Origin of the sequence: Staphylococcus sp. HMSC067F07 (assembly GCF_001837405.1) — a bacterium.
Classification (GTDB): Bacteria; Bacillota; Bacilli; order Staphylococcales; family Staphylococcaceae; genus Staphylococcus; species Staphylococcus capitis.
Window position 1 is genome coordinate 43,358 of the sequence record NZ_KV832221.1, and the last position, 21,469, is coordinate 64,826.

General features: G+C 35.5%; 20 protein-coding genes and 1 pseudogene. 5 read left to right on the forward strand and 16 right to left on the reverse strand.

The window, feature by feature from the left end; genetic code table 11:
• Positions 1-357: 357 nt before the first annotated feature.
• From argF to HMPREF2706_RS02290, 3 genes are all read left to right on the forward strand, one after another.
• On the forward strand, positions 358-1,359 hold the full coding sequence (gene argF, locus HMPREF2706_RS02280; RefSeq protein ID WP_064212293.1) for an ornithine carbamoyltransferase: 1,002 nt from the start codon (positions 358-360) through the stop codon (positions 1,357-1,359).
• A 21-nt stretch (positions 1,360-1,380) separates the two neighbouring features.
• Positions 1,381-2,313 carry a carbamate kinase gene (gene arcC, locus HMPREF2706_RS02285; RefSeq protein WP_030063354.1) on the forward strand — a complete coding sequence of 311 codons (933 nt, stop codon included), beginning with the start codon at positions 1,381-1,383 and terminating at the stop codon, positions 2,311-2,313.
• A gap of 201 nt (positions 2,314-2,514) precedes the next feature.
• Positions 2,515-4,080 carry a YfcC family protein gene (locus HMPREF2706_RS02290; protein ID WP_002454282.1) on the forward strand — a complete coding sequence of 522 codons (1,566 nt, stop codon included), beginning with the start codon at positions 2,515-2,517 and terminating at the stop codon, positions 4,078-4,080.
• A 121-nt stretch (positions 4,081-4,201) separates the two neighbouring features.
• Here HMPREF2706_RS02290 and brnQ read toward each other — a convergent pair whose 3' ends face one another.
• Positions 4,202-5,560 (reverse strand): branched-chain amino acid transport system II carrier protein, encoded by a 1,359-nt coding sequence (brnQ, locus tag HMPREF2706_RS02295; protein ID WP_049326426.1) that lies wholly within the window; start codon positions 5,558-5,560, stop codon positions 4,202-4,204.
• A 294-nt stretch (positions 5,561-5,854) separates the two neighbouring features.
• On the opposite strand from brnQ, the pseudogene HMPREF2706_RS02300 reads away from it, so the two are divergent.
• Positions 5,855-6,873 (forward strand): annotated as a pseudogene (locus tag HMPREF2706_RS02300) (PTS sugar transporter subunit IIC).
• 260 nt (positions 6,874-7,133) lie between these two features.
• On the opposite strand, the gene HMPREF2706_RS02305 reads toward HMPREF2706_RS02300, so the two are convergent.
• The 9 genes from HMPREF2706_RS02305 to HMPREF2706_RS02345 form a co-directional block, all read right to left on the reverse strand.
• Positions 7,134-7,895, reverse strand: coding sequence for an alpha/beta hydrolase (locus HMPREF2706_RS02305; RefSeq protein ID WP_023350903.1), 762 nt, complete (start codon positions 7,893-7,895; stop codon positions 7,134-7,136).
• 21 nt (positions 7,896-7,916) lie between these two features.
• Positions 7,917-8,564: an ABC transporter permease gene (locus tag HMPREF2706_RS02310; RefSeq protein WP_002454286.1), complete on the reverse strand. Its 648-nt coding sequence runs from the start codon at positions 8,562-8,564 to the stop codon at positions 7,917-7,919.
• Entirely contained in the window at positions 8,554-9,516 is a 963-nt protein-coding gene (locus HMPREF2706_RS02315) for an osmoprotectant ABC transporter substrate-binding protein (protein ID WP_064212295.1), read from the reverse strand. The genes HMPREF2706_RS02310 and HMPREF2706_RS02315 overlap by 11 nt, the downstream gene beginning before the upstream one ends.
• An 18-nt stretch (positions 9,517-9,534) precedes the next feature.
• Positions 9,535-10,170, reverse strand: coding sequence for an ABC transporter permease (locus HMPREF2706_RS02320; RefSeq protein ID WP_023350900.1), 636 nt, complete (start codon positions 10,168-10,170; stop codon positions 9,535-9,537).
• Positions 10,167-11,354 (reverse strand): betaine/proline/choline family ABC transporter ATP-binding protein, encoded by a 1,188-nt coding sequence (locus tag HMPREF2706_RS02325; RefSeq protein ID WP_030056863.1) that lies wholly within the window; start codon positions 11,352-11,354, stop codon positions 10,167-10,169. Before HMPREF2706_RS02325 ends, HMPREF2706_RS02320 begins: the two co-directional genes overlap by 4 nt.
• 175 nt (positions 11,355-11,529) lie before the next feature.
• On the reverse strand, positions 11,530-11,997 hold the full coding sequence (locus HMPREF2706_RS02330; RefSeq protein ID WP_030056865.1) for a thioesterase family protein: 468 nt from the start codon (positions 11,995-11,997) through the stop codon (positions 11,530-11,532).
• A 5-nt stretch (positions 11,998-12,002) separates the two neighbouring features.
• A complete protein-coding gene (locus HMPREF2706_RS02335) occupies positions 12,003-12,965 on the reverse strand; it encodes a 3-hydroxyacyl-CoA dehydrogenase NAD-binding domain-containing protein (RefSeq protein ID WP_030056867.1) in 963 nt (320 codons plus the stop codon).
• The gene (locus tag HMPREF2706_RS02340; protein WP_030056870.1) at positions 12,962-13,852 is read right to left on the reverse strand and encodes a beta-keto acid cleavage family enzyme; all 891 of its coding nucleotides are present in this window, start codon (positions 13,850-13,852) and stop codon (positions 12,962-12,964) included. The genes HMPREF2706_RS02335 and HMPREF2706_RS02340 overlap by 4 nt, the downstream gene beginning before the upstream one ends.
• 135 nt (positions 13,853-13,987) lie before the next feature.
• Positions 13,988-14,536, reverse strand: a complete 549-nt coding sequence (locus HMPREF2706_RS02345; protein ID WP_002454293.1) for a TetR/AcrR family transcriptional regulator — start codon at positions 14,534-14,536, stop codon at positions 13,988-13,990.
• 244 nt (positions 14,537-14,780) lie between these two features.
• Between HMPREF2706_RS02345 and HMPREF2706_RS02350 the strand changes: the two genes are divergently transcribed.
• Positions 14,781-15,020, forward strand: coding sequence for a hypothetical protein (locus tag HMPREF2706_RS02350; protein WP_227959558.1), 240 nt, complete (start codon positions 14,781-14,783; stop codon positions 15,018-15,020).
• 268 nt (positions 15,021-15,288) lie between these two features.
• Here HMPREF2706_RS02350 and HMPREF2706_RS02355 read toward each other — a convergent pair whose 3' ends face one another.
• From HMPREF2706_RS02355 to nikA, 6 genes are read right to left on the reverse strand one after another with little or no spacing between them, the layout of a single operon-like run.
• Positions 15,289-16,467, reverse strand: coding sequence for a staphylopine family metallophore export MFS transporter CntE (locus HMPREF2706_RS02355; RefSeq protein ID WP_064212297.1), 1,179 nt, complete (start codon positions 16,465-16,467; stop codon positions 15,289-15,291).
• An 11-nt stretch (positions 16,468-16,478) separates the two neighbouring features.
• A complete protein-coding gene (locus HMPREF2706_RS02360) occupies positions 16,479-17,228 on the reverse strand; it encodes an ABC transporter ATP-binding protein (RefSeq protein ID WP_064212298.1) in 750 nt (249 codons plus the stop codon).
• Entirely contained in the window at positions 17,206-18,036 is an 831-nt protein-coding gene (locus HMPREF2706_RS02365; RefSeq protein WP_030061418.1) for a staphylopine uptake ABC transporter ATP-binding protein CntD, read from the reverse strand. Before HMPREF2706_RS02365 ends, HMPREF2706_RS02360 begins: the two co-directional genes overlap by 23 nt.
• Entirely contained in the window at positions 18,033-18,902 is an 870-nt protein-coding gene (gene opp1C, locus HMPREF2706_RS02370) for a staphylopine uptake ABC transporter permease subunit CntC (RefSeq protein ID WP_037550738.1), read from the reverse strand. The genes HMPREF2706_RS02365 and opp1C overlap by 4 nt, the downstream gene beginning before the upstream one ends.
• On the reverse strand, positions 18,899-19,831 hold the full coding sequence (gene opp1B, locus HMPREF2706_RS02375) for a nickel/cobalt ABC transporter permease (protein ID WP_049326492.1): 933 nt from the start codon (positions 19,829-19,831) through the stop codon (positions 18,899-18,901). The genes opp1C and opp1B overlap by 4 nt, the downstream gene beginning before the upstream one ends.
• Positions 19,832-19,843: 12 nt before the next feature.
• Positions 19,844-21,442 carry a staphylopine-dependent metal ABC transporter substrate-binding lipoprotein gene (gene nikA, locus HMPREF2706_RS02380; protein ID WP_064212299.1) on the reverse strand — a complete coding sequence of 533 codons (1,599 nt, stop codon included), beginning with the start codon at positions 21,440-21,442 and terminating at the stop codon, positions 19,844-19,846.
• Positions 21,443-21,469: the final 27 nt, after the last annotated feature.

The window sequence follows — 21,469 nt, forward strand, 5'->3', positions numbered from 1 at the left end:
ACGTTTTTAAAAGTTTATTAATATTTTGCGTCACAATCTTATTAAATAGACTGACGTCTATCTTAAATTTTAATGACTTAAAAGCTAACAATTCATGTTATTATCTACGATTTTTTTACTTTTTAAAATTAAGAAAATCATATTTAAATAATTATGATATTCTTTAAAAATTCGTCAATCTAAAAACAGATATACCACAAACATACTCCTTTTATTCAAATTTTTCATAAATTACATAAAATTTTAAAAAACTTTTCAATTATTTATTAATAAAAAATGACAACTTTTTAATTTTATTGATATTAATTAGTTAACGCTTACAATGACCTTGAAATCAAATTTAAGGAGTTGTAAAGAATGCAAAATTTACGCAACAGAAGTTTTCTTACTTTATTAGATTTTTCACAGAAAGAGGTGGAGTTTCTATTAAATCTTGCTGAAGATTTGAAACATGCCAAATACATAGGTAATGAAAAACCTATGCTTAAAAATAAAAATATTGCTCTTCTTTTTGAAAAAGACTCTACAAGAACACGTTGTTCATTTGAAGTCGCAGCTCATGATCAAGGAGCTAATGTTACGTATTTAGGCCCTACAGGCTCTCAAATGGGTAAAAAAGAAACTGCTAAAGATACCGCAAGAGTTCTAGGAGGCATGTACGATGGTATTGAGTACCGAGGCTTCTCACAACGTACAGTTGAAACGTTGGCTGAATTTTCAGGAGTGCCAGTATGGAATGGCTTAACTGATGAAGACCACCCAACGCAAGTCCTTGCAGATTTCTTAACTGCTAAAGAAGTATTGAAGAAAGACTACTCCGAAATCAACTTCACTTATGTCGGTGATGGCCGTAATAATGTTGCAAACGCATTAATGCAAGGCGCTGCTATCATGGGCATGAATTCCCACCTTGTTTGTCCGCAAGAATTAAATCCTACTGATGAATTACTTAACCGTTGCAAACGTATCGCCGATGAGAATGGAGGCAACATCCTTATTACAGATGATATCGATAAAGGGGTTAAAGACTCTGACGTTATCTATACAGATGTATGGGTATCTATGGGTGAACCGGACGAGGTATGGCAAGAGCGTCTTAAATTATTAGAACCATACCGTGTAAACAAAGAATTAATGGATAAAACAGGCAATCCAAATGTGATTTTTGAACATTGTCTACCTTCATTCCACAATACTGACACTAAAATCGGCAAACAGATTTATGAACAATACGGCATAAGTGAAATGGAAGTTACAGATGAGGTATTTGAAAGTAAAGCGTCTGTAGTATTCCAAGAAGCTGAAAATAGAATGCACACAATAAAAGCAGTTATGGTTGCTACTTTAGGTGAATTCTAAGACAGACAGGAGGTTATTCAAGTGGCAAAAATTGTTGTAGCATTAGGCGGTAATGCGTTAGGTCAATCGCCAAAAGAACAACTCGAATTAGTAAAAAACACTGCTAAATCACTCGTCGGACTCATAACTAAAGGGCATGAAATTGTTATTAGTCATGGTAATGGTCCTCAAGTCGGTAGCATCAATTTAGGATTAAACTACGCGGCTGAACATGATCAAGGTCCTGCCTTCCCTTTCGCAGAATGTGGTGCAATGAGTCAAGCGTATATAGGCTATCAACTCCAAGAAAGTTTGCAAAATGAATTACATGTGTTGGGCATAGACAAACAAGTGGTTACACTAGTGACGCAAGTTGAAGTTGATCCAGATGATAAAGCCTTTAGTCATCCTACAAAACCCATTGGTCTCTTTTATGATAAAGAGACTGCTGAACGTATTGAAAAAGAAAAACATTATAGCTTCATTGAAGACGCCGGTCGTGGCTACAGACGTGTGGTCCCTTCACCTCAACCTAAGTCCATTGTTGAATTAGAAAGTATCAAAACTTTAATCGAGAATGGCACACTTGTTATTGCAGCAGGAGGCGGTGGCGTACCAGTCATTCGTGAACAACACGATAGCTTTAAAGGCGTTGATGCGGTCATAGACAAGGACAAAACAAGTGCTCTCCTTGGCGCAGATATTAACTGTGATCAATTAATTATTTTGACAGCTATTGACTATGTTTACGTTAACTATAACACTGACAATCAAAAAGCCCTCAAAACGGTAACACCTGAAGAATTGGAAGCTTATATTAAAGAGGATCAATTTGCTAAAGGTAGCATGCTTCCCAAAATAGAATCGGCCATTTCATTTATTAAGAATAATCCTAAAGGTAGCGTTTTAATTACTTCACTAGATCAATTAGACAACGCACTTGAAGGTAAAATTGGTACACTTATCAAAAAATAATATCTTAAGTTGTACTAGAAACTAACATCATTTAACTATTATATATGCAATTTTCATGATGAATACTGACAAAATGGTGCACCCTGCATCCCTCCACTCCCCAAATGAAACAGGGTGCACTTATTTAATGAAAGTTTAATCAATTATTCTTGATAAATAAACATAATCTTCATGATTCTCGGTTATTAGATTATAAAGGAGATGACTCAATTGGAAGATGCTATCAAACCAGATAAAAAGAAAAAGCGATTCAAGTTGCGGATGCCCGGGGCATTTATGATTCTATTCTTATTAACTGTTGTTGCTGTAATAGCAACATGGCTTATTCCTGCAGGAGCCTATTCAAAATTATCGTACGAACCCGCTTCACAGGAATTAAAAATCGTCAATCCACATCATCATGTTAAAAAAGTCCCAGGAACTCAAAAAGAGCTTGATAAGATGGGCGTAAAAATTAAAATTGAACAATTTAAATCTGGCGCGATTAATAAACCTGTTTCAATTCCAAATACGTACGAGCGTTTAAAACAACATCCTGCAGGGCTCGATCAAATAACGAGTAGTATGGTTAAAGGTACCATAGAAGCTGTAGATATTATGGTATTCATACTTGTATTAGGTGGACTTATCGGCGTAGTCCAGGCAAGTGGTTCGTTCGAATCCGGTTTACTTGCTTTAACTCAAAAGACCAAAGGTCATGAATTCATGTTAATTGCTTTCGTCGCTATTTTAATGGTTCTTGGAGGTACGCTTTGTGGCATCGAGGAAGAAGCTGTCGCCTTTTATCCTGTACTCGTTCCCATTTTCATCGCACTAGGATATGACTCCATCGTGTCTGTGGGAGCCATCTTTTTAGCAAGTTCTATTGGTAGTACATTTTCAACGATTAATCCTTTCTCAGTAGTCATCGCGTCTAACGCAGCAGGAACCACATTTACAGACGGGTTGTACTGGAGAATAGGTGCATGTGTCGTCGGAACGATATTCGTTGTTTGTTATCTCTATTGGTATTGCAAAAAAATTAAGCAAGAACCTAAAGCGTCATACGCATATGAAGACAAAGCTGAATTTGAGAAACAATGGTCAGTGATGGATCAAAACAGTTCATCAGAATTTACATTACGTAAGAAAATCATCCTCACCTTGTTCGTTATACCCTTCCCTATCATGGTATGGGGCGTTATGACTCAAGGCTGGTGGTTCCCAGTTATGGCATCTGCATTCCTAATATTTACTATTATTATTATGTTTATTGCAGGCATGGGCAGATATGGTCTAGGAGAGAAAGGTACTGTAGATGCATTTGTTAATGGCGCATCAAGTCTTGTCGGAGTGTCACTCATCATCGGTCTAGCACGCGGTATCAACTTAGTGTTAAATAAAGGGTTAATCTCAGACACGATTTTGCACTTCTCATCTTCCATCGTGCAACATATGAGTGGCCCATTATTTATTATCGTACTATTAGTCATTTTCTTCTTCCTAGGTTTTATCGTACCGTCATCATCTGGTTTAGCCGTACTATCTATGCCAATATTCGCACCACTTGCCGATACAGTTGGCATACCTAGATTCGTTATTGTTACCACTTATCAATTTGGACAATATGCGATGTTATTCCTTGCACCAACAGGGCTCGTCATGGCAACCTTGCAGATGCTTAACATGCGCTACTCCCATTGGTTGAAGTTCGTCTGGCCTGTGGTCGCTTTCGTGCTTGTCTTCGGTGGAGGTCTACTCATCGCACAAGTATTAATTTATTCTTAGAAAGATTTCATTTCGGAAAATGAAGTTCCATAATAGCACCATATTGTATTATGGTAGAAAAAATGCTATGTTCATCTTTCATTCGTGTGATGAACATAGCTTTTCAATTTAATTAACTTTATTATGATTGTGGTTGCTTACTTCCTCGAACTTTAAACACTATCAATCCGATAATGAACCCAATCAATGCTGGAATAATCCAACCCATTCCTATCGTAAAGAATGGTAAATACTTTTCACCTAAAGAAATAATAAAACGAGCGAAACTTGTCTTCACGAAGAATTCAGGACTCGCTTTTACGCCATCGATAAATGCAGCAATCATTGTAAAGAATGTTGTAAATCGATACACAATTTTAGAATGATTGAATAATGGACTTGCTAAAGTCAGCAGAATTAATGTAATTGCGAGTGGATAGATAAACATCAGTACTGGTGTTGAATACATAATAATCTTGGTTAAACCAACATTCGCAAATATACATGCTAATACACTGACTACTGTCGCGAACATAATGTATTTCTGTTTAGGAAAGAGCTCAGTAAATGTTTCTGAAAATGCTGTAATTAAACCAATAGCTGTTTTCAAACATGCCACAACAATAATAAGTGAAAGCACTATGATACCGTAGTCACCTAGATAATGTTGAGCGATTTGTGCGAGTGCGATGCCTCCATTTTCACTAACTTTAAAATTACCTAAACTCATCGTACCCATAATGGCTAGCAAGCTATAAATAAGTCCCATACCTACGATACTAATCGTACCTGACTTAAATGTCTCTTTAGCTATTGTGTTAGGATGAGTGACTCCTAGTTTCTTAATTGTTGTAACGATAATAATACCGAATGCTAGAGATGCTAAAGCGTCTAAAGTATTGTAACCATCAATAAATCCTTTAAGTAGAGCACCTTCTTTATACTGCGCACTCACTGGCGCATGACTCACGCCTCCCATAGGATGAATAAACGCAAGTAACACTACAATACCAAGTAAAACTAAAAATACAGGATTTAAGAATTTACCTATATAATCTAAAATTTTTGAAGGCTTTCTAGCAAAGAACCATGCAACCAAGAAGAATAAAATACTAAATATTGGTAGCACAAATTTAGCTTGGACTGGAGAAATAAAAGGCGAGAATGCAATTTCATATGACGTTGTCGCTAACCTTGGTAATGCGAAAAATGGCCCAATCACAAGATATAAACCAATCGTAAATAAATACGCATATATTTTACTTACTCTTGAGGAAATTTCGAAAATCCCGTTCGTTTTAGACACACCAATGGCAATAATACCTAGAAATGGTAATCCTATCGCTGTGATTAAAAATCCTAAATTAGCAGTAAACACATGAGCGCCGGCAGTCTGCCCTAAATGAATTGGGAAGATTAAGTTACCGGCACCAAAGAATAAGCCAAATAACATCGATCCAATAAAAATATTTTCTTTAATCGTGAGTTTGTTTTTCATCATAATATGTATATCTCCTATGTCTATGTTATTAGCCATTATACATGAAATTCTCTATAAATTAATGCCAATTTTCAGAAAAAAGTATGACATCTTTCTCCCTGAGATACTGTTAATTTTTATTTTTCTAAAATGCTGCACAACTAATTTTACATTATTGTTGCACTTTCGAATTTTCAAAAATATTAAATTCGTATTAATACTTAAATGTAATTTAATTTTAATTCTATTAACTGTGTTACAATTATGAAATGTTTTGGGAAACATATTTAGATTTATACTAAAGGGGTCAGAAAAATGAATATATTATTAGGAGTAGGAACATTAGTCGTAGTTTTAATCATTATGACATTGTTCTTAAAGTTTGCACCTTATGGTAAGGAAGGTCTACAAGCACTGTCAGGGGCTGCTTGTGCAACATTTCTACCACAGGCTTTCTTAAGTTACGCTATTGGAGGCATTTTCCATATTAAATTCCTACAGGAGATTGGTGACCTTGCAGGAAGTCTTGGCGGGATTGCAGTGGGTATCCTTGCATGTATTAATTTAGGTGTTTCACCTGTATTCTCAGTTATCGTAGGGTTAGTATTAAAGGACTTTAGCTTACTACCTGCATTTATCGCAGCATACCTCACAGCATTTGTGATTAAATTTATTGAAAAGAAAGTTCCAGAAGGCTTAGACTTAATCGTCGTTATATTTATAGCTCCAGCGCTCGTATACGGTTTAGCATCATTGATTAATCCTAGCGTAACTGCAGTATTAAATCAAATTGCGAAAGCTGTAAACTCAGTTGGTGATAGCAGTCCATATGCCTTAGCTATTATCTTAGGACTCATCATCCCAGTTACAAGTATGACACCATTAAGTTCAATGGTACTTGCAAGTATTTTAGGACTAACAGGTTTACCAATGGCAATTGGCGCAATTGTATGTACTGGCGCATCATTTGTTAACTTTACGTTATTTAATATCCTAAAAATTGGCGACAAACCAAATCGATTTGCAGTATTTATCGAACCATTGACACAAATTGATTTAGTCGTAAAATACGCTCCCGTCTTATACGGAACGAATGCAATTATCGGTATGGTGAACGCTTGTATCATCGCATTCAGCGGATTAAAAATAGGTGTCACTGGTATGGCAACACCTATGGCAGGTGCAATTGTACTATTCGGATTCAATAGTCCAATTAAATCAATTATCACGATTGCTGCAGTTGCAGTAACTGGATTGATCTTAGCATCTATTATTGGCTCATTAATTAAAAATTCGACTTATTACACTTACATATTCCAATGCCATGGAAATAAAGGTAAAAGTCAATCGTAATATATAAGAAACATCTACCCGTTGTGAGATTTTAACGCAACCAAGGTAGATGTTTTTTATTTTATTATGCAAATTACATAGATATATAAGTAAACTATTTAAAATACTAAACTAAACATTTCAGGTCACTTCAATATTGAATAATTACTCTCATAATAAAAGCTCTAAGATCACTTCACTTTGAAATGTCTTAGAACTTTCTTCATTAAAGATTACAATCTAACTTTTCACACTAAACGTACTATCCACGTGTAAAGGTCTCGATGACTTGTTTAATTGCCTTATCCCAATAGGCATAATCATGATCACCTGAACTTTTCTCAAAGTGGTAGTTCACACCCTTTTCATTTAAATATCTAATAAAGTCTAAGTTATCTTGATATAATGCATCTTCAGTGCCACACATGATTAATAATTCAGGTAAGTCTACATTATTAGTAACAGCTTTATCAACTAAGTAATAAGGATCGAAAGGTGTACCTTTGATGTCCTCATTTTCACCAACAATGGCTTCTGGACAAAAGTCATAATACTCATACTCTCTAAGTAATGAAACATTGAATGCAGCAGATAACATTGCTGCTTTAGAGAATCGTTGGCTTTGTGTTAAAGCATATTTAGACGTACCGTAGCCTCCCATTGAATGACCAGCTATAAAATTATCTTCTCTCTTCTTAGATAATGGTAGAATTTGATGGACATAGTCATGCACTTCCAAAATATAGTCGTAATAACTATGGCCATAAACCATATTAGTATAGAAACTATGATCTGCATTAGGCATGATAATTGCAAGTTGATGATCATTTGCATATCGCTCAATACTTGTATATCTAATATAAGAGTTGGCGTCGCTTGATAGTCCATGTAGCACTAGCATAGATTTTAAAGGTTTGGCTTCTCGATTTGTATCAAAAAAGCTCTCATCTTCTGGAAGTATCACATTTAGAGAATGGTGTGCTCCAATCGTTTTAGATAAATAATTAAGTTGTAAAAGTGCCATAATCTTGTTCCTCCCGAAATATTAATTTGCAGGGTCCAACTTCTTCTCAAGCAAACGTAAAATTACATCAATAAGTACGACAATAATTACAATCGGAATTGCACCAGCAAGAATATATAATGTACCATCAGTTGCGTTTGTACCACGAATAACTATATCACCTAATGTAGGCGCACCAATAAATGAACCAATAGCCACTACACCAATAGCAACCACAAGTGCAATGCGTATACCACCTATGATTACAGACAATGATAATGGCAATTCTATCATTCGAAGTACCTGATTACGTGTCATTCCCATTCCTTTACCAGCATCTTTAATGTTCGCGTCTACACCATTTATGCCGGTATAAGTATTCTTGATAATAGGTAAAAGTGCGTATAAAAACACAGTAAATATAACTGTATTCATACCGAGTCCCATACTTAACATTAAGATGGCTAACATCGCGATTACTGGTACCGTTTGAATAATATTAGCAAGTGTCATTATTGGCGTTGATAATTTACCGAAACGCGCAATAAGTATTCCAAGTGGTATACCAACAATTGAAGCAAATATCACACCATAAACTGACATAAGTAAGTGATTAACAAATAATTCCCAAAGGTAGCCAAAGTTCGTTTGATAATAATGTCCCAACTGTTGAAGTAAATTACCTTTCATTATTTTGACCACCTTTCTTCTTAGAATTATCATCTTCAAAATAATTATGTTTCTTTAAGAATTTTTCAGCTACTGTAGCGGGCTCTTCACCTTTACCATCAGCTTGATAGTTTAATTTTTGCATTTGTTTAGTTGAAATTTTGCCTTCCATTTTCTTTAATATCGGTTTTAGTTCTGGGTGTTCTTTCAATAGTTGATCAGTTGCGAGTGGACTTGCATCGTATGGAGGGAAGAATTTTTTGTCGTCTTTTAATACCTTTAAGTCATAAGCTGCGATACGTCCATCTGTTGAGTACCCCACCGCAACGTCCAATTTTCCTGAATTCAATGCATCATAAACTAAACCAATTTGCATTGGTCTTACTGTACCAAAGTCGAAGCCATACTCCTTCTTGAATGCAGGGTAGCCATCTCCTTTTCTATCTTTCCAAGAGCTGTCCATACCTACACGTAGATCTTTGGCATGTTTTTTCAAATCTGAGACCGTGTTTAAATGGTATTTTTTAGCTGTCTCTTTTGTCACTATAAGAGAATACGAATTAGCAAACCCATATGAATTAAAGAACTTTTGATGATATTTCTCTTCAAAGCCTTTTTGTGTAGCTTTCATTGCTTTTTTAGGATCTTTAATTGGCTTTTCATTAAGTGCACCTGTTAAATCTGTACCGGTATAACGAGTACCTGACATATTTGATTGACCACTTGCCACTGCATTATGTTGTATGACGCTAGATCCTAAATTATTAATTAAAGTAGGTTTGATTTTACCATGTGTGTCATGTTCAATAAGTAATCTCATCATATGTGAAATAATTTGTGATTCACTAGTACCTAAACTTGTAATTTTAACGTCGTCATCTGAATTACTATTTTTCAAACCGGGTAAATTACATCCAGATAACACGGTTAAACATAATACTAAAACTACTATATACTTTTTATACTTGTTCATAGTGTCCTCCTTCTCTAATTATCCGGTAATTCTTAAACCTTTAGGGACCAACCATTTCTCAATCATTGATAAACAGAAGTCTACGATAAGTGCCAATAATGTAACGAGAATTGTTGCAGTTATAATCATCGCTGGTTCAAATAAGTTTAAACCATTAAAAATAAAGTCACCTAGTCCTCCAGCACCAACATAACTTGCAAGTGTTGCCCAACTAATTACATATACTGAAGATAAACGAATACCACTCAATATCATTGGTAATGCAAGTGGTAATTGAACATCTTTCATTAGTTGAATACCTGTCATCCCCATACTACGTCCCGCTTCTTTAACATTACTATCGATATTTTGAACGCCAATAATCGTATTATTTAATATCGGTAGTAAAACATATAGAAATAAAGCTATAATTGCTGGTGTTTTACCGACACCAAATAAAGGAATCATAAGTGCCAAGATTGCTAAAGTTGGAATCGTTTGTAATATACCAGCAATTGTTAACGAAATTTTCGAGAGTTTATCAGTTTTAGACAGTAAAATACCTAAAGGAATAGCTATAATAATTGCTATTAACAAAGCAAATACTGAAATATAAAGATGCTCTAGCGTTTTCTCAAATAGTGCACTTGCATTGTCGGTTAAGTATTTAATCATCGTTCATCAACCCCTGATGTATGAGGTTCAATGATTCCATCATTCTCCTGGGAACTCACGTTACCGTCTTCTCCCCAAATGCTGTCATAGACAATATCAACAAGATTCGCTCTTGTTACTAAACCTACAAGTGTCTTATTGTCATCACTAACTACAGGAACATTTCTTACATTTCGTTTTAAAATTGTACGAACAGAATCTTGCAACTTACTATCAATTCGAACGCTATAAATATCTCTTTGCATTGTGTCTATTAATTCATTTTTCTTACGTAGACCTTGATTAATATCTTCAATATCTAAGTAACCCAATAGATGCTCATCATTACCTACAACAAATATCGTATCAACACGACGTTGTCTCATGATATTAACTGCCTCATCTAAAGAACGATCCACATGAACAGTAATTGGTTTAATCATGGCATCTTCGACTGTACGAATATTGGGTCTATCTTGAATAAGACGGTTCTGTCCTATGAAATCACGGACGAAATCATTCGCTGGCTGACGTAAGATGTTATCAGGTGTATCATATTGAATGACTTTACCTTCAGACATAATACAAATTTTGTCAGCAAGCTTAATCGCTTCATCCATATCATGTGTGACAATTATAAAGGTTTTACCTAACTGTTTCTGAAGTTTCTTTACTAAATCTTGTAATGTATCTCTTGTAATAGGATCAAGTGCTCCGAAAGGCTCATCCATCAAAATGATATCCTGTTCGGCAGCAAGTGCTCTAACTACACCGATACGTTGTTGTTGTCCGCCTGATAATTCTGAAGGATAGCGATTTAAGTAATCTTCAGGTAAGTCTACTAAACGAATTAGTTCTTTCGCTTTTTGATCTTTTTTCTCTTGCGACCATTTTAATAATTTGGGTACCAATACAATATTGTCTTTGACAGTCATATGTGGCATGAGTCCAATTTGTTGAATGACATAACCAATACTGCGACGTAATTCCACTGCGTTCATCTGACGAATGTTCTTGCCATTGATAGTAATTTCACCTTCTGTTGATTCAATCATGCGGTTAATCATTCTTAATGCCGTTGTCTTACCACTACCGCTTGTACCTATAAACGCAACGAAATCTCCTTCTTCAATATCGATATTCATGTTGTCTACAGCTCTTTTTTTACCTGCATAGACTTTTGATAAGTTTTTAATACTTAACATACGTCCATTCCTTTCTGTTTATTTTAATGATTTTGCTTAAAAATTAAGGACTTAATGTGGATGTTATACAAAGGTAACTAAGTAAAAACAAGGCACAGTAAGTCCTTAAATGTATCAAGTTCAACTTGTAATCTCACCGCACTAATCAAGTGCGTCGTGCTTAACACTAAGCATGCTATTTTCTTGTAATACCAATTTGATGACCTAATTGTTTAGGTCGAGTTGTCATCTCATCTTTCTTGTAATATGCCTCAATATTATGAGCTATTGAATCAGGGAATGGCGAAGGTCTTCCGTTTTCAGTATCTATCCCCATTAACATCACTTCATAAGTCGATGTAAGCGCTTGTTCAGAATTCAACATTTCCATAAATACATGGAGTCGTTTACTGTCATAATCGTAAAGGTGGACTTTAACACTAATATCTTCATCAAGTTTCATTTCTTTTAAAAAGGTCAAATGATTCTCTAAAGTGAAGACAGTATAATGCAACGTTTTAATGGTCTCTAGAGTTAAACCTAGATGTGCTAACCAATCATCTGTTGCATCACTTAATACGCGATTGTATTCTGCATCATTCATATGTCCATTATGATCCACCCATTCTTGAATCACTTTCGTGTCATATTGATACTGCTTCATTACGTTTAACGTACCTCCTGACTCGAATTTTTAAGTATATCTGAACCTTCAGGCCAATATTGTTCTGCCAACGCTTTGACTTTTATTAGGAATTCATTACGTTTTTGGTCTAATTCTGACATTGTATAACCTTGTGAAGATGCTTCACTTCCTGTAACTACCTTGTCGTATAAATCTTCTGTTAACTCAGGTGCAACAAGTTTCGTCCATGGCTTTTTGAGCGCCGGACCAAACTGTTTAAGCATATGACGCATACCACCTTCGCCTCCAGCTAAGTGGAAAGTCATAAATGGGCCATATTGTGCATAACGTAAACCGGCTGCGTGAGTGAAAGCTTTATCTACCTCTTCAGTTGTTGCTATACCGTCGTTAACAATGTGTAATGCTTCTCTCCATAATGCTTCCATTAGACGGTCGGCAATGTGACCTTCAATTTCATGGCGTACATGTAACACGTCCATTCCAATACCTTCATAGAATTGTTTAGCTTTTATAGTATTTTCCTCTGAAGTTTGTTTACCAGGTACAATTTCTACAAGTGGCAAGATATACACAGGATGGAATGGATGTGCAACGACTAAGCGCTCTGGGTGTGATAAATTTTTCTGTAATTCTGAAGGCATAATTCCTGAAGTACTTGAGCCAATTGTTGCATAAGGTGATGCATAAAAATCAATCTCTCTTAAAACTGTATCTTTAATTTCCTCAACTTCAGGTACATTTTCTTGTATGTGTTCAACTTCTTTAACAGCTTCTTTTAAATCTGTGGTAAATGTCAAATTCTCTAGAGATGCGTTGTCGGCAAGCCCCATTTGTTCAGCATATGGCCAATTCTGTTTCACTTGCGCCAACATTCTCTCATATGCGCCTTCACTTGGATCTGTAGCGATGACCTCATGTCCGTGGGCAAGCATTCGAGTAATCCAACCACCTCCTATAACACCTGTTCCTACAACTGCTACTTTCATGATTGGCCTCCTTTAGGAGTTCTGAGATTGAATTTTTCTCTAGCTTCTGCTGGTGTTAATGGTTCGATATCTAGTTCTTTTAAGATCTTTTTAGCTTCTTCGACAAGTGCTTCGTTTGTTGCTTTAACACCTTTAGAAATGTAAATATTATCCTCTAAGCCCACACGTATGTTTCCGCCACGTTGAGCAACTTCTCTCACTGTCGGTAATTGCATTTTCCCAATACCAAATGCTGACCAATGTGCATTATCAGGGATACGTGATTTTAAATAATCAATTGTTTCTGGATCATTTTCAGCGCCCCAAGGTATGCCTAAGCAGAATTGAAACATTGGATCGCCATCGATAAGGCCTTCCTCAATCATTTGTTTAGCGAAACTGACATGGCCTGTATCAAAACATTCTAGTTCAGGTTTAACCCCAGCATTTTTAACCATTTCAGCTTGTTTACGTAACCAAGATGCGGGGCTTAAATAAACAGAATCACCCATATTGACACTGCCACAATCTAATGTACACATCTCTGGTAATAAATCTCCAACGGGTTTATGACGTTCTTCTGGGGTTTGAATCCAAGTGCCTTCTCCACCTGTTTCTGGATGTTCTAGACTTGGAATAAAGTCACCCCCACCTCCAGAAGTAATATTGATAATAATATCTTCTTCTGCTTCTCTTATAAGTCTTACTGTTTCTGCGTAAAGTTCTGGATTATGGCTTACGCCTCCAGTTTCTGGATCTCTAACATGAATATGAGCAACTGTAGCTCCTGCTCTGGCACATTTAATTGCTGAATCAGCGAGTTCTTGTGGTGTAACTGGAACATTTTCATTTTTTTGAATTGTATCGCCAGCACCTGTGATGGCTGCTGTTAATAGAACTTTATTCATCTTTAACACCTCTATATTTTTAGTTTTAAGACAGTAGTTACTATACCAACCAGTCGGTTTAGTTTCAACAGCTCTATAAAAAAATAGAGCCGAGTAATGCGTCTAACACCACTCAGCTCTATGCTTATAGAAATTTTAAATTTTTTTATTTTTTTGAACTTGTTCTTTTAATCTTTGAATGACTTGTTCTCTCATTTTTTCATCTATTGCACTAATACCAAATATTTCTGACAACCATAAACCATCTACAGCTAGCCTAATGATTGTCGCATCCACTTCGTCTAAACCATCACTCTCAATATGATTTTGCCAATCTTGATAAGACTCACGTAAAGGTGATAATAATAGTTTATTAGAACCTTGGGCAGCAAGCATTCCTGATGTAATAGGCGCATTTTCCGTTCTATGTTCACGTGTCGCTTCTATAAATGCATTTAACCATTGTCCAGACTCATCAGAATCAGAATTGACATATTTATTAACTTTTTCTTGGTAAAGATTATTTGCATAATTCACAAGCTCTTGAATGAGTCCCTCTTTACTTTTGAAATGATAAAGTAAACCACCTTTACTAACACCAGCTTTTTTTGCTACAGCATCTAAAGTTAAATAGTCTGCACCTTGCTCATTAATAATACTGGCCGCGGATTCAAGAATGTATTGTTTTTTCGATACTCTAGCCATTACGCCTCATTCCTTTATTTTGAAAATTGTTATAATCAATGTTTTCATACACGTTTAACAATTAATATGACTAAGATAGTATGTTTCATTATAAATACTTTTACTCATAAAAGTCCAACTTTGAAAATTTAATTACCAAAATTCAGAGGTCTGCATGCTTTAGTACGATAAAAATTAATATTTAGAATTTATGAATTTTCAACTCACACTTCGGTGTTTCATCATACTCATTAACATTATGCATATGGCTAGCACTCCACGCACGGTAATTACAAATATTCTAGGACTAATAAGTTTGTTAATGGCAATTGGTACGATTGTATTATTCGGATTCAATACTCCTATTAAATCAATTATCACGATTGCTGCAGTTGCAGTAACTGGATTGATCTTAGCATCTATTATTGGCTCATTAATTAAAAATTCGACTTATTACACTTACATATTCCAATGCCATGGAAATAAAGGTAAAAGTCAATCGTAATATATAAGAAACATCTACCCGTTGTGAGATTTTAACGCAACCAAGGTAGATGTTTTTTAATAGGTAGACTTAATATAATGACTTTATTTATAGACCTAAAAAAGCGCAAACCTGAAATCCACCCATTTCAAATTTGCGCTTGATAATTATTCTTCGGTAAATTGTGATTTAATTTATCTTCTCATTACTTTAGAGAAAAGAATGTATCAAATTTAATATATTGTTGTTCTTTTCATATATTATTTCAAATTATTTCACTTCATCTTAGTTAAATGACATTACCTCTTTTCATGATACTCATCAACATCATGCACATGACTAATATTCCACAAATCACATACATCCAACTTAATCCAACTAAGTCCGATATGGGTCCCATTATACTTCCACCTAGTGAAACTCCTAAATCTGCACAGGCAATAAACAATCCAAGTAACATATTTCGTCCAGATTTAGGCAACACAAAGCTTAAATACGATGTAAGTGTTGGATAAACAAGTGCTTGTGTAACACCAATGAATATAGCGCTTAGGTAAAAGATAACTACATGTACATGAGGTCCTATTGCCACAATCAATGACGCAATGGCGAGTAACAACAGTACACTCACCATATATAATGGGTGCCAGCGTCCATCTGATGGTATATATTTACGTAAATACATCCGCGCTAGTACCACTGCTATGGCTTGAATCGTTAAAAATATTCCTGCATTTGCAAATTCGTATTGTATTGTATACAGTGGCACAAATGTACTTACTGCCCCAAAGACAATAGATACAATCATCATAATTAACCCACTATTAAAAAGTTCTTTATTTTTAAAGAAATGGGCAAATACTGTAAAAGCGTTAAATTGTAATGGTTCAATCTTATCACTTGTGTCGGGCTCTGATTCAACAAAGGTCACTCGGTAACCGAAGAATGTCGTCATCGCTCCAATCCCTATCATCACTATTGCAAAAATAGACATATGTCCATAATTCCATATACCAACAGCAATTAACGGTCCTATTAAATTAGGAATTGTTGAGAATAACGAATATAAGGATACTCCTTCTGAACGATGCTCTTCCGGTAGTGCATCGATAATACCAAGTTGTAAGGACATAGAGAAGAATGCTGTACATACACCTTGCATCACTCTTGCTATAAAGTATCCTTCTATCTCTGTGAAACCGTATAATATTAATGCACACGCATTAATTAATAAGATCATCCGCAATACTTTAATGGGACCTACACGCGCAATAATCTGTCCTGCCCATGGACGGAATACCATTGCTGTTAACATATAAGCCCCCATCACAATACCGATAACTGAATTAGAAGCACCCCAATGATGCCCGCGTAATGGAATAAATACATTTAATATTGCATTTGCACTGAAAAACATTAATGTCAGTATGTATAATCTTAGAAATGGCCAAGCCATGGCTCCTTTCATTGTCTCACTCCTTAGAATATCAATTGTTTATGAATCAATGCTGTCGTATAAGGATGACGACTTAAATGTAAATCGTGCGTCGCTATACATTCTTCGATTTGACCGCCCTTAAAAATGATTAACCGATCACACACATAAGTTGCTGCTTGAATATCATGTGTGATAAAGATATAACTCAAATGACGTGTACGTCTTAATCGTCTCAATAAGTCTAAAATCTGAGTTTGAATAGACATGTCTAATGAACTAATGGCCTCATCAAATAAAATATATTGAGGATTTATACTAATAGCACGTGCAATCGCCACACGTTGAGCTTCTCCACCAGATAACATATGCGGATATTTATCTAAGTATTCTGCTGATAGCCCTACTTCTTCTAATAGTCGAATCACTTCTACTTCTAACTCATCTTTTCGCTTATGGTGACAACGACACATCACTTCAAACATGATTTCTTGTACATTTTGGAAAGGATGCAACGAAGACGTATAATTTTGAAATACTGCACTTATTTGATGTCGTCTTACTTTCTTTCGGAATATAGGCTGCTCATTTAGCGTAACTAGTACTTTGTCCGGTTTTTCAATACCTAAAATCATCCGACTGAGGGTAGACTTACCGCTTCCACTTTCTCCAATAATACCAATACTCTCACCCACTGAGCATTCAAATGAGATACCTTTAATAATTAATTGGGAATCAGAACGAAATAAAGGTTTCTTACCATATGACTTCTCAACATTGGTTACTTTTAGCATGTATTTCACCTCTCATCACACGTTCAAAATGCTCATTTATTTTCTTTTTAGCGGATATCAAATATTGTGTATATGCATCCTTAGGTTGGTTCAGTATAGCGTCTGTAGCTCCTGATTCAATCACGCGCCCATCTTTCATCACTATGACTCGATCTGCAATATGATGAATCACTGATAAGTCATGTGAAATAAAAATCATTGCACAATTAAAGTGATGTTTAATATCTTGAAATGCTTTGAGCACATCGTATTGCGTAATCGTGTCTAAAGCTGTAGTTGGTTCATCTGCAATAATCAATTTAGGTTTTAACGCTAATGCTAAAATGATCATCAAACGCTGCAACATACCACCTGACAACATATGCGGATATGACGTTAAAATCTTTTCTGGCTCTTTCAGCTTCATAAATGTCATATATTCTACTAGTGTTTGTTTAATCTGCAATTGAGATAACATTGTATGTATACGCATCGTTTCAAACATTTGTTTACCAACTGGAGTGGAAGGGTCAAATGCACGTGTACCCTGTTGCATCACCATCGCAATATCCTTTCCTCGTTTATGACGTAAATCCCTTTTGGATAAGTGCATGAGGTTTTGATTTTCAAAATAAATATCACCTGTCACATGAAGACGTTCAGGGTTTAAACCTGTCAAAGCTTTACATGAAATGGATTTGCCACTACCGCTTTCCCCAATCATCCCTAATGTTTCACCATGAGCTACACTAAAGTGCACATCTTCTACCAATTTAATGTTCGTCCAACTATCTATGATTTGAAGATGTTCAACCGATAAAAGTGTCATGACGACATCACACCTTTCTTTAAAGCACGTTGTTTCTCTTTAGAAGTAATGCGCGGGTCGATTGCAACTTGTAACGCATCCGATAAGAAGTTAAATGCCATTACGATAATAACGATCACGATTCCTGTAGTGATCATCATTTCAGGGTGCGTGAACATCACTTTACGTGCCTCATTTAACATCATTCCCCACTCAGCAGTGGGCGCTTTGACACCTAACCCTAAAAATGAAAACCCCGACATCTGCAATATCATTGAACACATTGAACTACTTGAAATAATAGCGATATCCGCTAGCGTGAGTGGCAAAATATGTTTCCAAATGATCGTCATATGATTCATACCAATTGTTTTAGCAAACTTTACATGATCTGATTCAGTATATTGCATGACGCTTGTGCGAATGACTCGACAGAACCATGCCCACCGCGTAAGTATGAATGCTAAAATAATATTTTCTACACCCATACCACACAATGTAATTAATGCTAATGTCACCACATAACTTGGAAAAGCTAACATGACATCACATAACCGCATGATGATGCCATCTATATAACCTGGGAAATAACCAGAAATAAATCCTAATATTGCTCCTATCGCAACGGAAATAATTAAGGCAATGAAAACATATAATAAACTCGGTCTAATAGCATAAATTATTCGTGTAAGTACATCTCGTCCTAAATGATCAGTCCCTAACCAATGTGACCAACTTATACTTGCGAATTTATTCACCGTATCAATTTGATTAGGTTCATAAAATGTGACGATAGGTGCTAGTAAACCTAATGCCACATATACACAGATAATGGTCATTGCTATTACTGCACCTTTATCTTGCAATAATCTTTTAAGTATCATCATATTGCCTCCCTTAATTTGGGATTTAAGTATGCATTGATAATGTCTGCCAATGTGTTAAATATGATAAATAAAACAGCGACAATTAATACATACGCTTGTATAACTGGGAAGTCATGTTCGACAATCGCTTTAATACTTAATTGTCCAAGACCTGGCCAGGCAAAGACATTTTCAATAACAACAAGACCGCCCATAATCATTGGCACTGACATACAGAAGATGGACACTGCAACTTGTAAAGCATTACGTAAAACATGTGACAATAACGTCAACGTATGCACGCCGCTTGCTCTTAAATACAACACGTAATCTTCGTTCAGTTGCTCAATCATTGCACGTCTCACATTTCTGAAATAAATACCTGCGTAAGTAATAGTGACGACAAGAACAGGTAAAATATAGCTTTCTGGACCTGTTAAACCTGAAGTTGGTAATACATTTAATTTTACAGATATATAAATAATTAACATCGACGCAATCCAATATGATGGTAGTGCTGTTAAGAAAAATGCGATTGAGCGAATAATGCGATCTGTCAGTTTCCCTTTAGTTAGAGCACTTATAACCCCTAGTAAAATAGATGTGATAATAACTGAAATACTTGAAATCAACGTTAATTTGAAAGTATTGAAGAAGGCAGGCCCAATGCGCTCTGAAACTGATTCTCTAGTAATGTAACTCGAACCAAACTTAAACTGTATAGCTTCAATAAGCCAATTCATATATTGAATCAATATGGGTTCATTGAATCCATACTTCTCTCTCGTCTCTGCAATTAACTGAGGTGTAATGTTTGGTGTGCCTTGAGCATGTAAAATCGTAACAGCTGGATCACCTTTAGTCAGGTATGTCATCATGAATGTCATAAAACTCACTACAATCAATAAAGGGAACATGAGTGCAATACGTTTTATTATAAATTTGACCATCGAGATGCTCCTTTACTTATATTGCATTTCGTTAAATGGTAATTCATATTGTGATTGTGTAAACGACACTTTGTCTAAGTCCTTAGGTGCTACCACAGTCATCCTGCCGTAAGATATCGGAATGAAGATACCTTCTTCATCTACTTGTTTTAAAATGTGTTGATATGCTTTAGAACGATCCTTTGAATTCTGTATTTTGAATGCCTCATCGATATCTTTATATAATTTTGATTTATTCTTAATGCCAGAGGTTGCACTTTCATATCCTGTTTTGGTTTTAAGTGCTGCAAGCGTACTTTGTGGATCATATAATAATCCCCAAGTTTGATTGAACATTAAATCATAATCTCCAGATGTACGTCTTTCAGCAACTTTATCTGACGTTTCTCCGTTAATATCTAATTTAACTCCTAATTTTTTAAATTCTGCTTGTAAGTATTCCGCTTGCTCCTTTTGATTAGAGGATCCTTTATCGTAATACATTGATAAGGTTAAAACTTTACCATTCTTTTGACGAAGGTTTTTGTTTTTGAACAATTTCCAACCAGCTTCATCTAATAGCGCTTCTGCTTTTTTAGTATTAAATTGACGTGTTGGCATGTTGAAGTTAATGTCCGTCACATTTTTCGCAAATAACTGAGTTGCCGGTTTTTCTTGACCATCTAGAATGTCTTTAGATATTTTATCTCGATTTACCATATATCCTAGTGCTTCCCTTACTGTCTTATCACTAACGGCGCTATTTTTATTACCTGAGTTCACCACAAGCATTTTCGTATTCATTGGCTGACTTCGTTTTATTTGGTATTGTCCTGTGTCCTTGAGTTGATTCAAACTATCTTTATCTAAGCTGTCAGTTCCTCTATCATCGGTAAACGCAAAGTTAGTTTCACCTTTTTTCATAGATAAGAATGCTGTTTCTCCAGCGGGTTTAACTTTCGCTTCGACTTTATCTAATTTAGCTTTTTCGCCCCAATATTGATTATTTTTATTAAATTCTGCTGACTCATCTTTGTGATGTTGACCCATTTTAAACGGACCTGTACCATCAAATGATTTCACGCCATCTTTTGTTGTGCCGTTTTTAAAGTCTTTAGGAGACACAAATACATATGGACGAGGCATAGCAAGCTCTGCTAAGGCTGGTTGATATGCTTCTTTTAAGTGAAGCTGCACTGTGTATTTATCTTTAACTTTCACATTGTCGATAAGTGTGGAAATTTTTAACCAAGAATGTAACTTTTTATTTTGTTGTACAGCATCGATATTTTTCTTTACTGCCTCAGCATCAAATTTTGTACCATCATGAAAAGTTACATCTTCTCTAAGATGAAAAGTGTATGTTTTACCATCCTCAGAAATATCCCATTTCTTTGCTAATAATGGTTTAATCCCCTCTTTCGTATGACGTACCAGAGGTTCATAAATCATACTTTCTGCTGACATTGAACCACCGTAGACATGAGGATTCATATCTCCGATGTCCTTAACAGTTGTATAAGATAATGTCTTTTGTTCTTTTTTCTTTTCTAATCCCTCACTACCACCGCAACCTGCTAATAACATCCCTGATGCAAGTAAAATCGTACTCATCTTTGTTAATCTATTCATTTTGTTTCCTCTTTCTATGTTGATAAT

Coding starts and splice junctions, on each gene's coding strand:
- brnQ (WP_049326426.1), bottom strand. CDS start 5,560: ATGATGAAAAACAAACTCACGATTAAAGAAAATATTTTTATTGGATCG.
- argF (WP_064212293.1), top strand. CDS start 358: ATGCAAAATTTACGCAACAGAAGTTTTCTTACTTTATTAGATTTTTCA.
- opp1B (WP_049326492.1), bottom strand. CDS start 19,831: ATGGTCAAATTTATAATAAAACGTATTGCACTCATGTTCCCTTTATTG.
- HMPREF2706_RS02330 (WP_030056865.1), bottom strand. CDS start 11,997: ATGAAGCAGTATCAATATGACACGAAAGTGATTCAAGAATGGGTGGAT.
- HMPREF2706_RS02345 (WP_002454293.1), bottom strand. CDS start 14,536: ATGGCTAGAGTATCGAAAAAACAATACATTCTTGAATCCGCGGCCAGT.
- HMPREF2706_RS02320 (WP_023350900.1), bottom strand. CDS start 10,170: ATGATTAAATACTTAACCGACAATGCAAGTGCACTATTTGAGAAAACG.
- HMPREF2706_RS02350 (WP_227959558.1), top strand. CDS start 14,781: ATGGCTAGCACTCCACGCACGGTAATTACAAATATTCTAGGACTAATA.
- HMPREF2706_RS02360 (WP_064212298.1), bottom strand. CDS start 17,228: ATGCTAAAAGTAACCAATGTTGAGAAGTCATATGGTAAGAAACCTTTA.
- opp1C (WP_037550738.1), bottom strand. CDS start 18,902: ATGATGATACTTAAAAGATTATTGCAAGATAAAGGTGCAGTAATAGCA.
- HMPREF2706_RS02335 (WP_030056867.1), bottom strand. CDS start 12,965: ATGAAAGTAGCAGTTGTAGGAACAGGTGTTATAGGAGGTGGTTGGATT.
- HMPREF2706_RS02290 (WP_002454282.1), top strand. CDS start 2,515: ATGACTCAATTGGAAGATGCTATCAAACCAGATAAAAAGAAAAAGCGA.
- HMPREF2706_RS02305 (WP_023350903.1), bottom strand. CDS start 7,895: ATGGCACTTTTACAACTTAATTATTTATCTAAAACGATTGGAGCACAC.
- HMPREF2706_RS02340 (WP_030056870.1), bottom strand. CDS start 13,852: ATGAATAAAGTTCTATTAACAGCAGCCATCACAGGTGCTGGCGATACA.
- HMPREF2706_RS02325 (WP_030056863.1), bottom strand. CDS start 11,354: ATGTTAAGTATTAAAAACTTATCAAAAGTCTATGCAGGTAAAAAAAGA.
- HMPREF2706_RS02365 (WP_030061418.1), bottom strand. CDS start 18,036: ATGACACTTTTATCGGTTGAACATCTTCAAATCATAGATAGTTGGACG.
- nikA (WP_064212299.1), bottom strand. CDS start 21,442: ATGAATAGATTAACAAAGATGAGTACGATTTTACTTGCATCAGGGATG.
- HMPREF2706_RS02315 (WP_064212295.1), bottom strand. CDS start 9,516: ATGAACAAGTATAAAAAGTATATAGTAGTTTTAGTATTATGTTTAACC.
- HMPREF2706_RS02310 (WP_002454286.1), bottom strand. CDS start 8,564: ATGAAAGGTAATTTACTTCAACAGTTGGGACATTATTATCAAACGAAC.
- HMPREF2706_RS02355 (WP_064212297.1), bottom strand. CDS start 16,467: ATGAAAGGAGCCATGGCTTGGCCATTTCTAAGATTATACATACTGACA.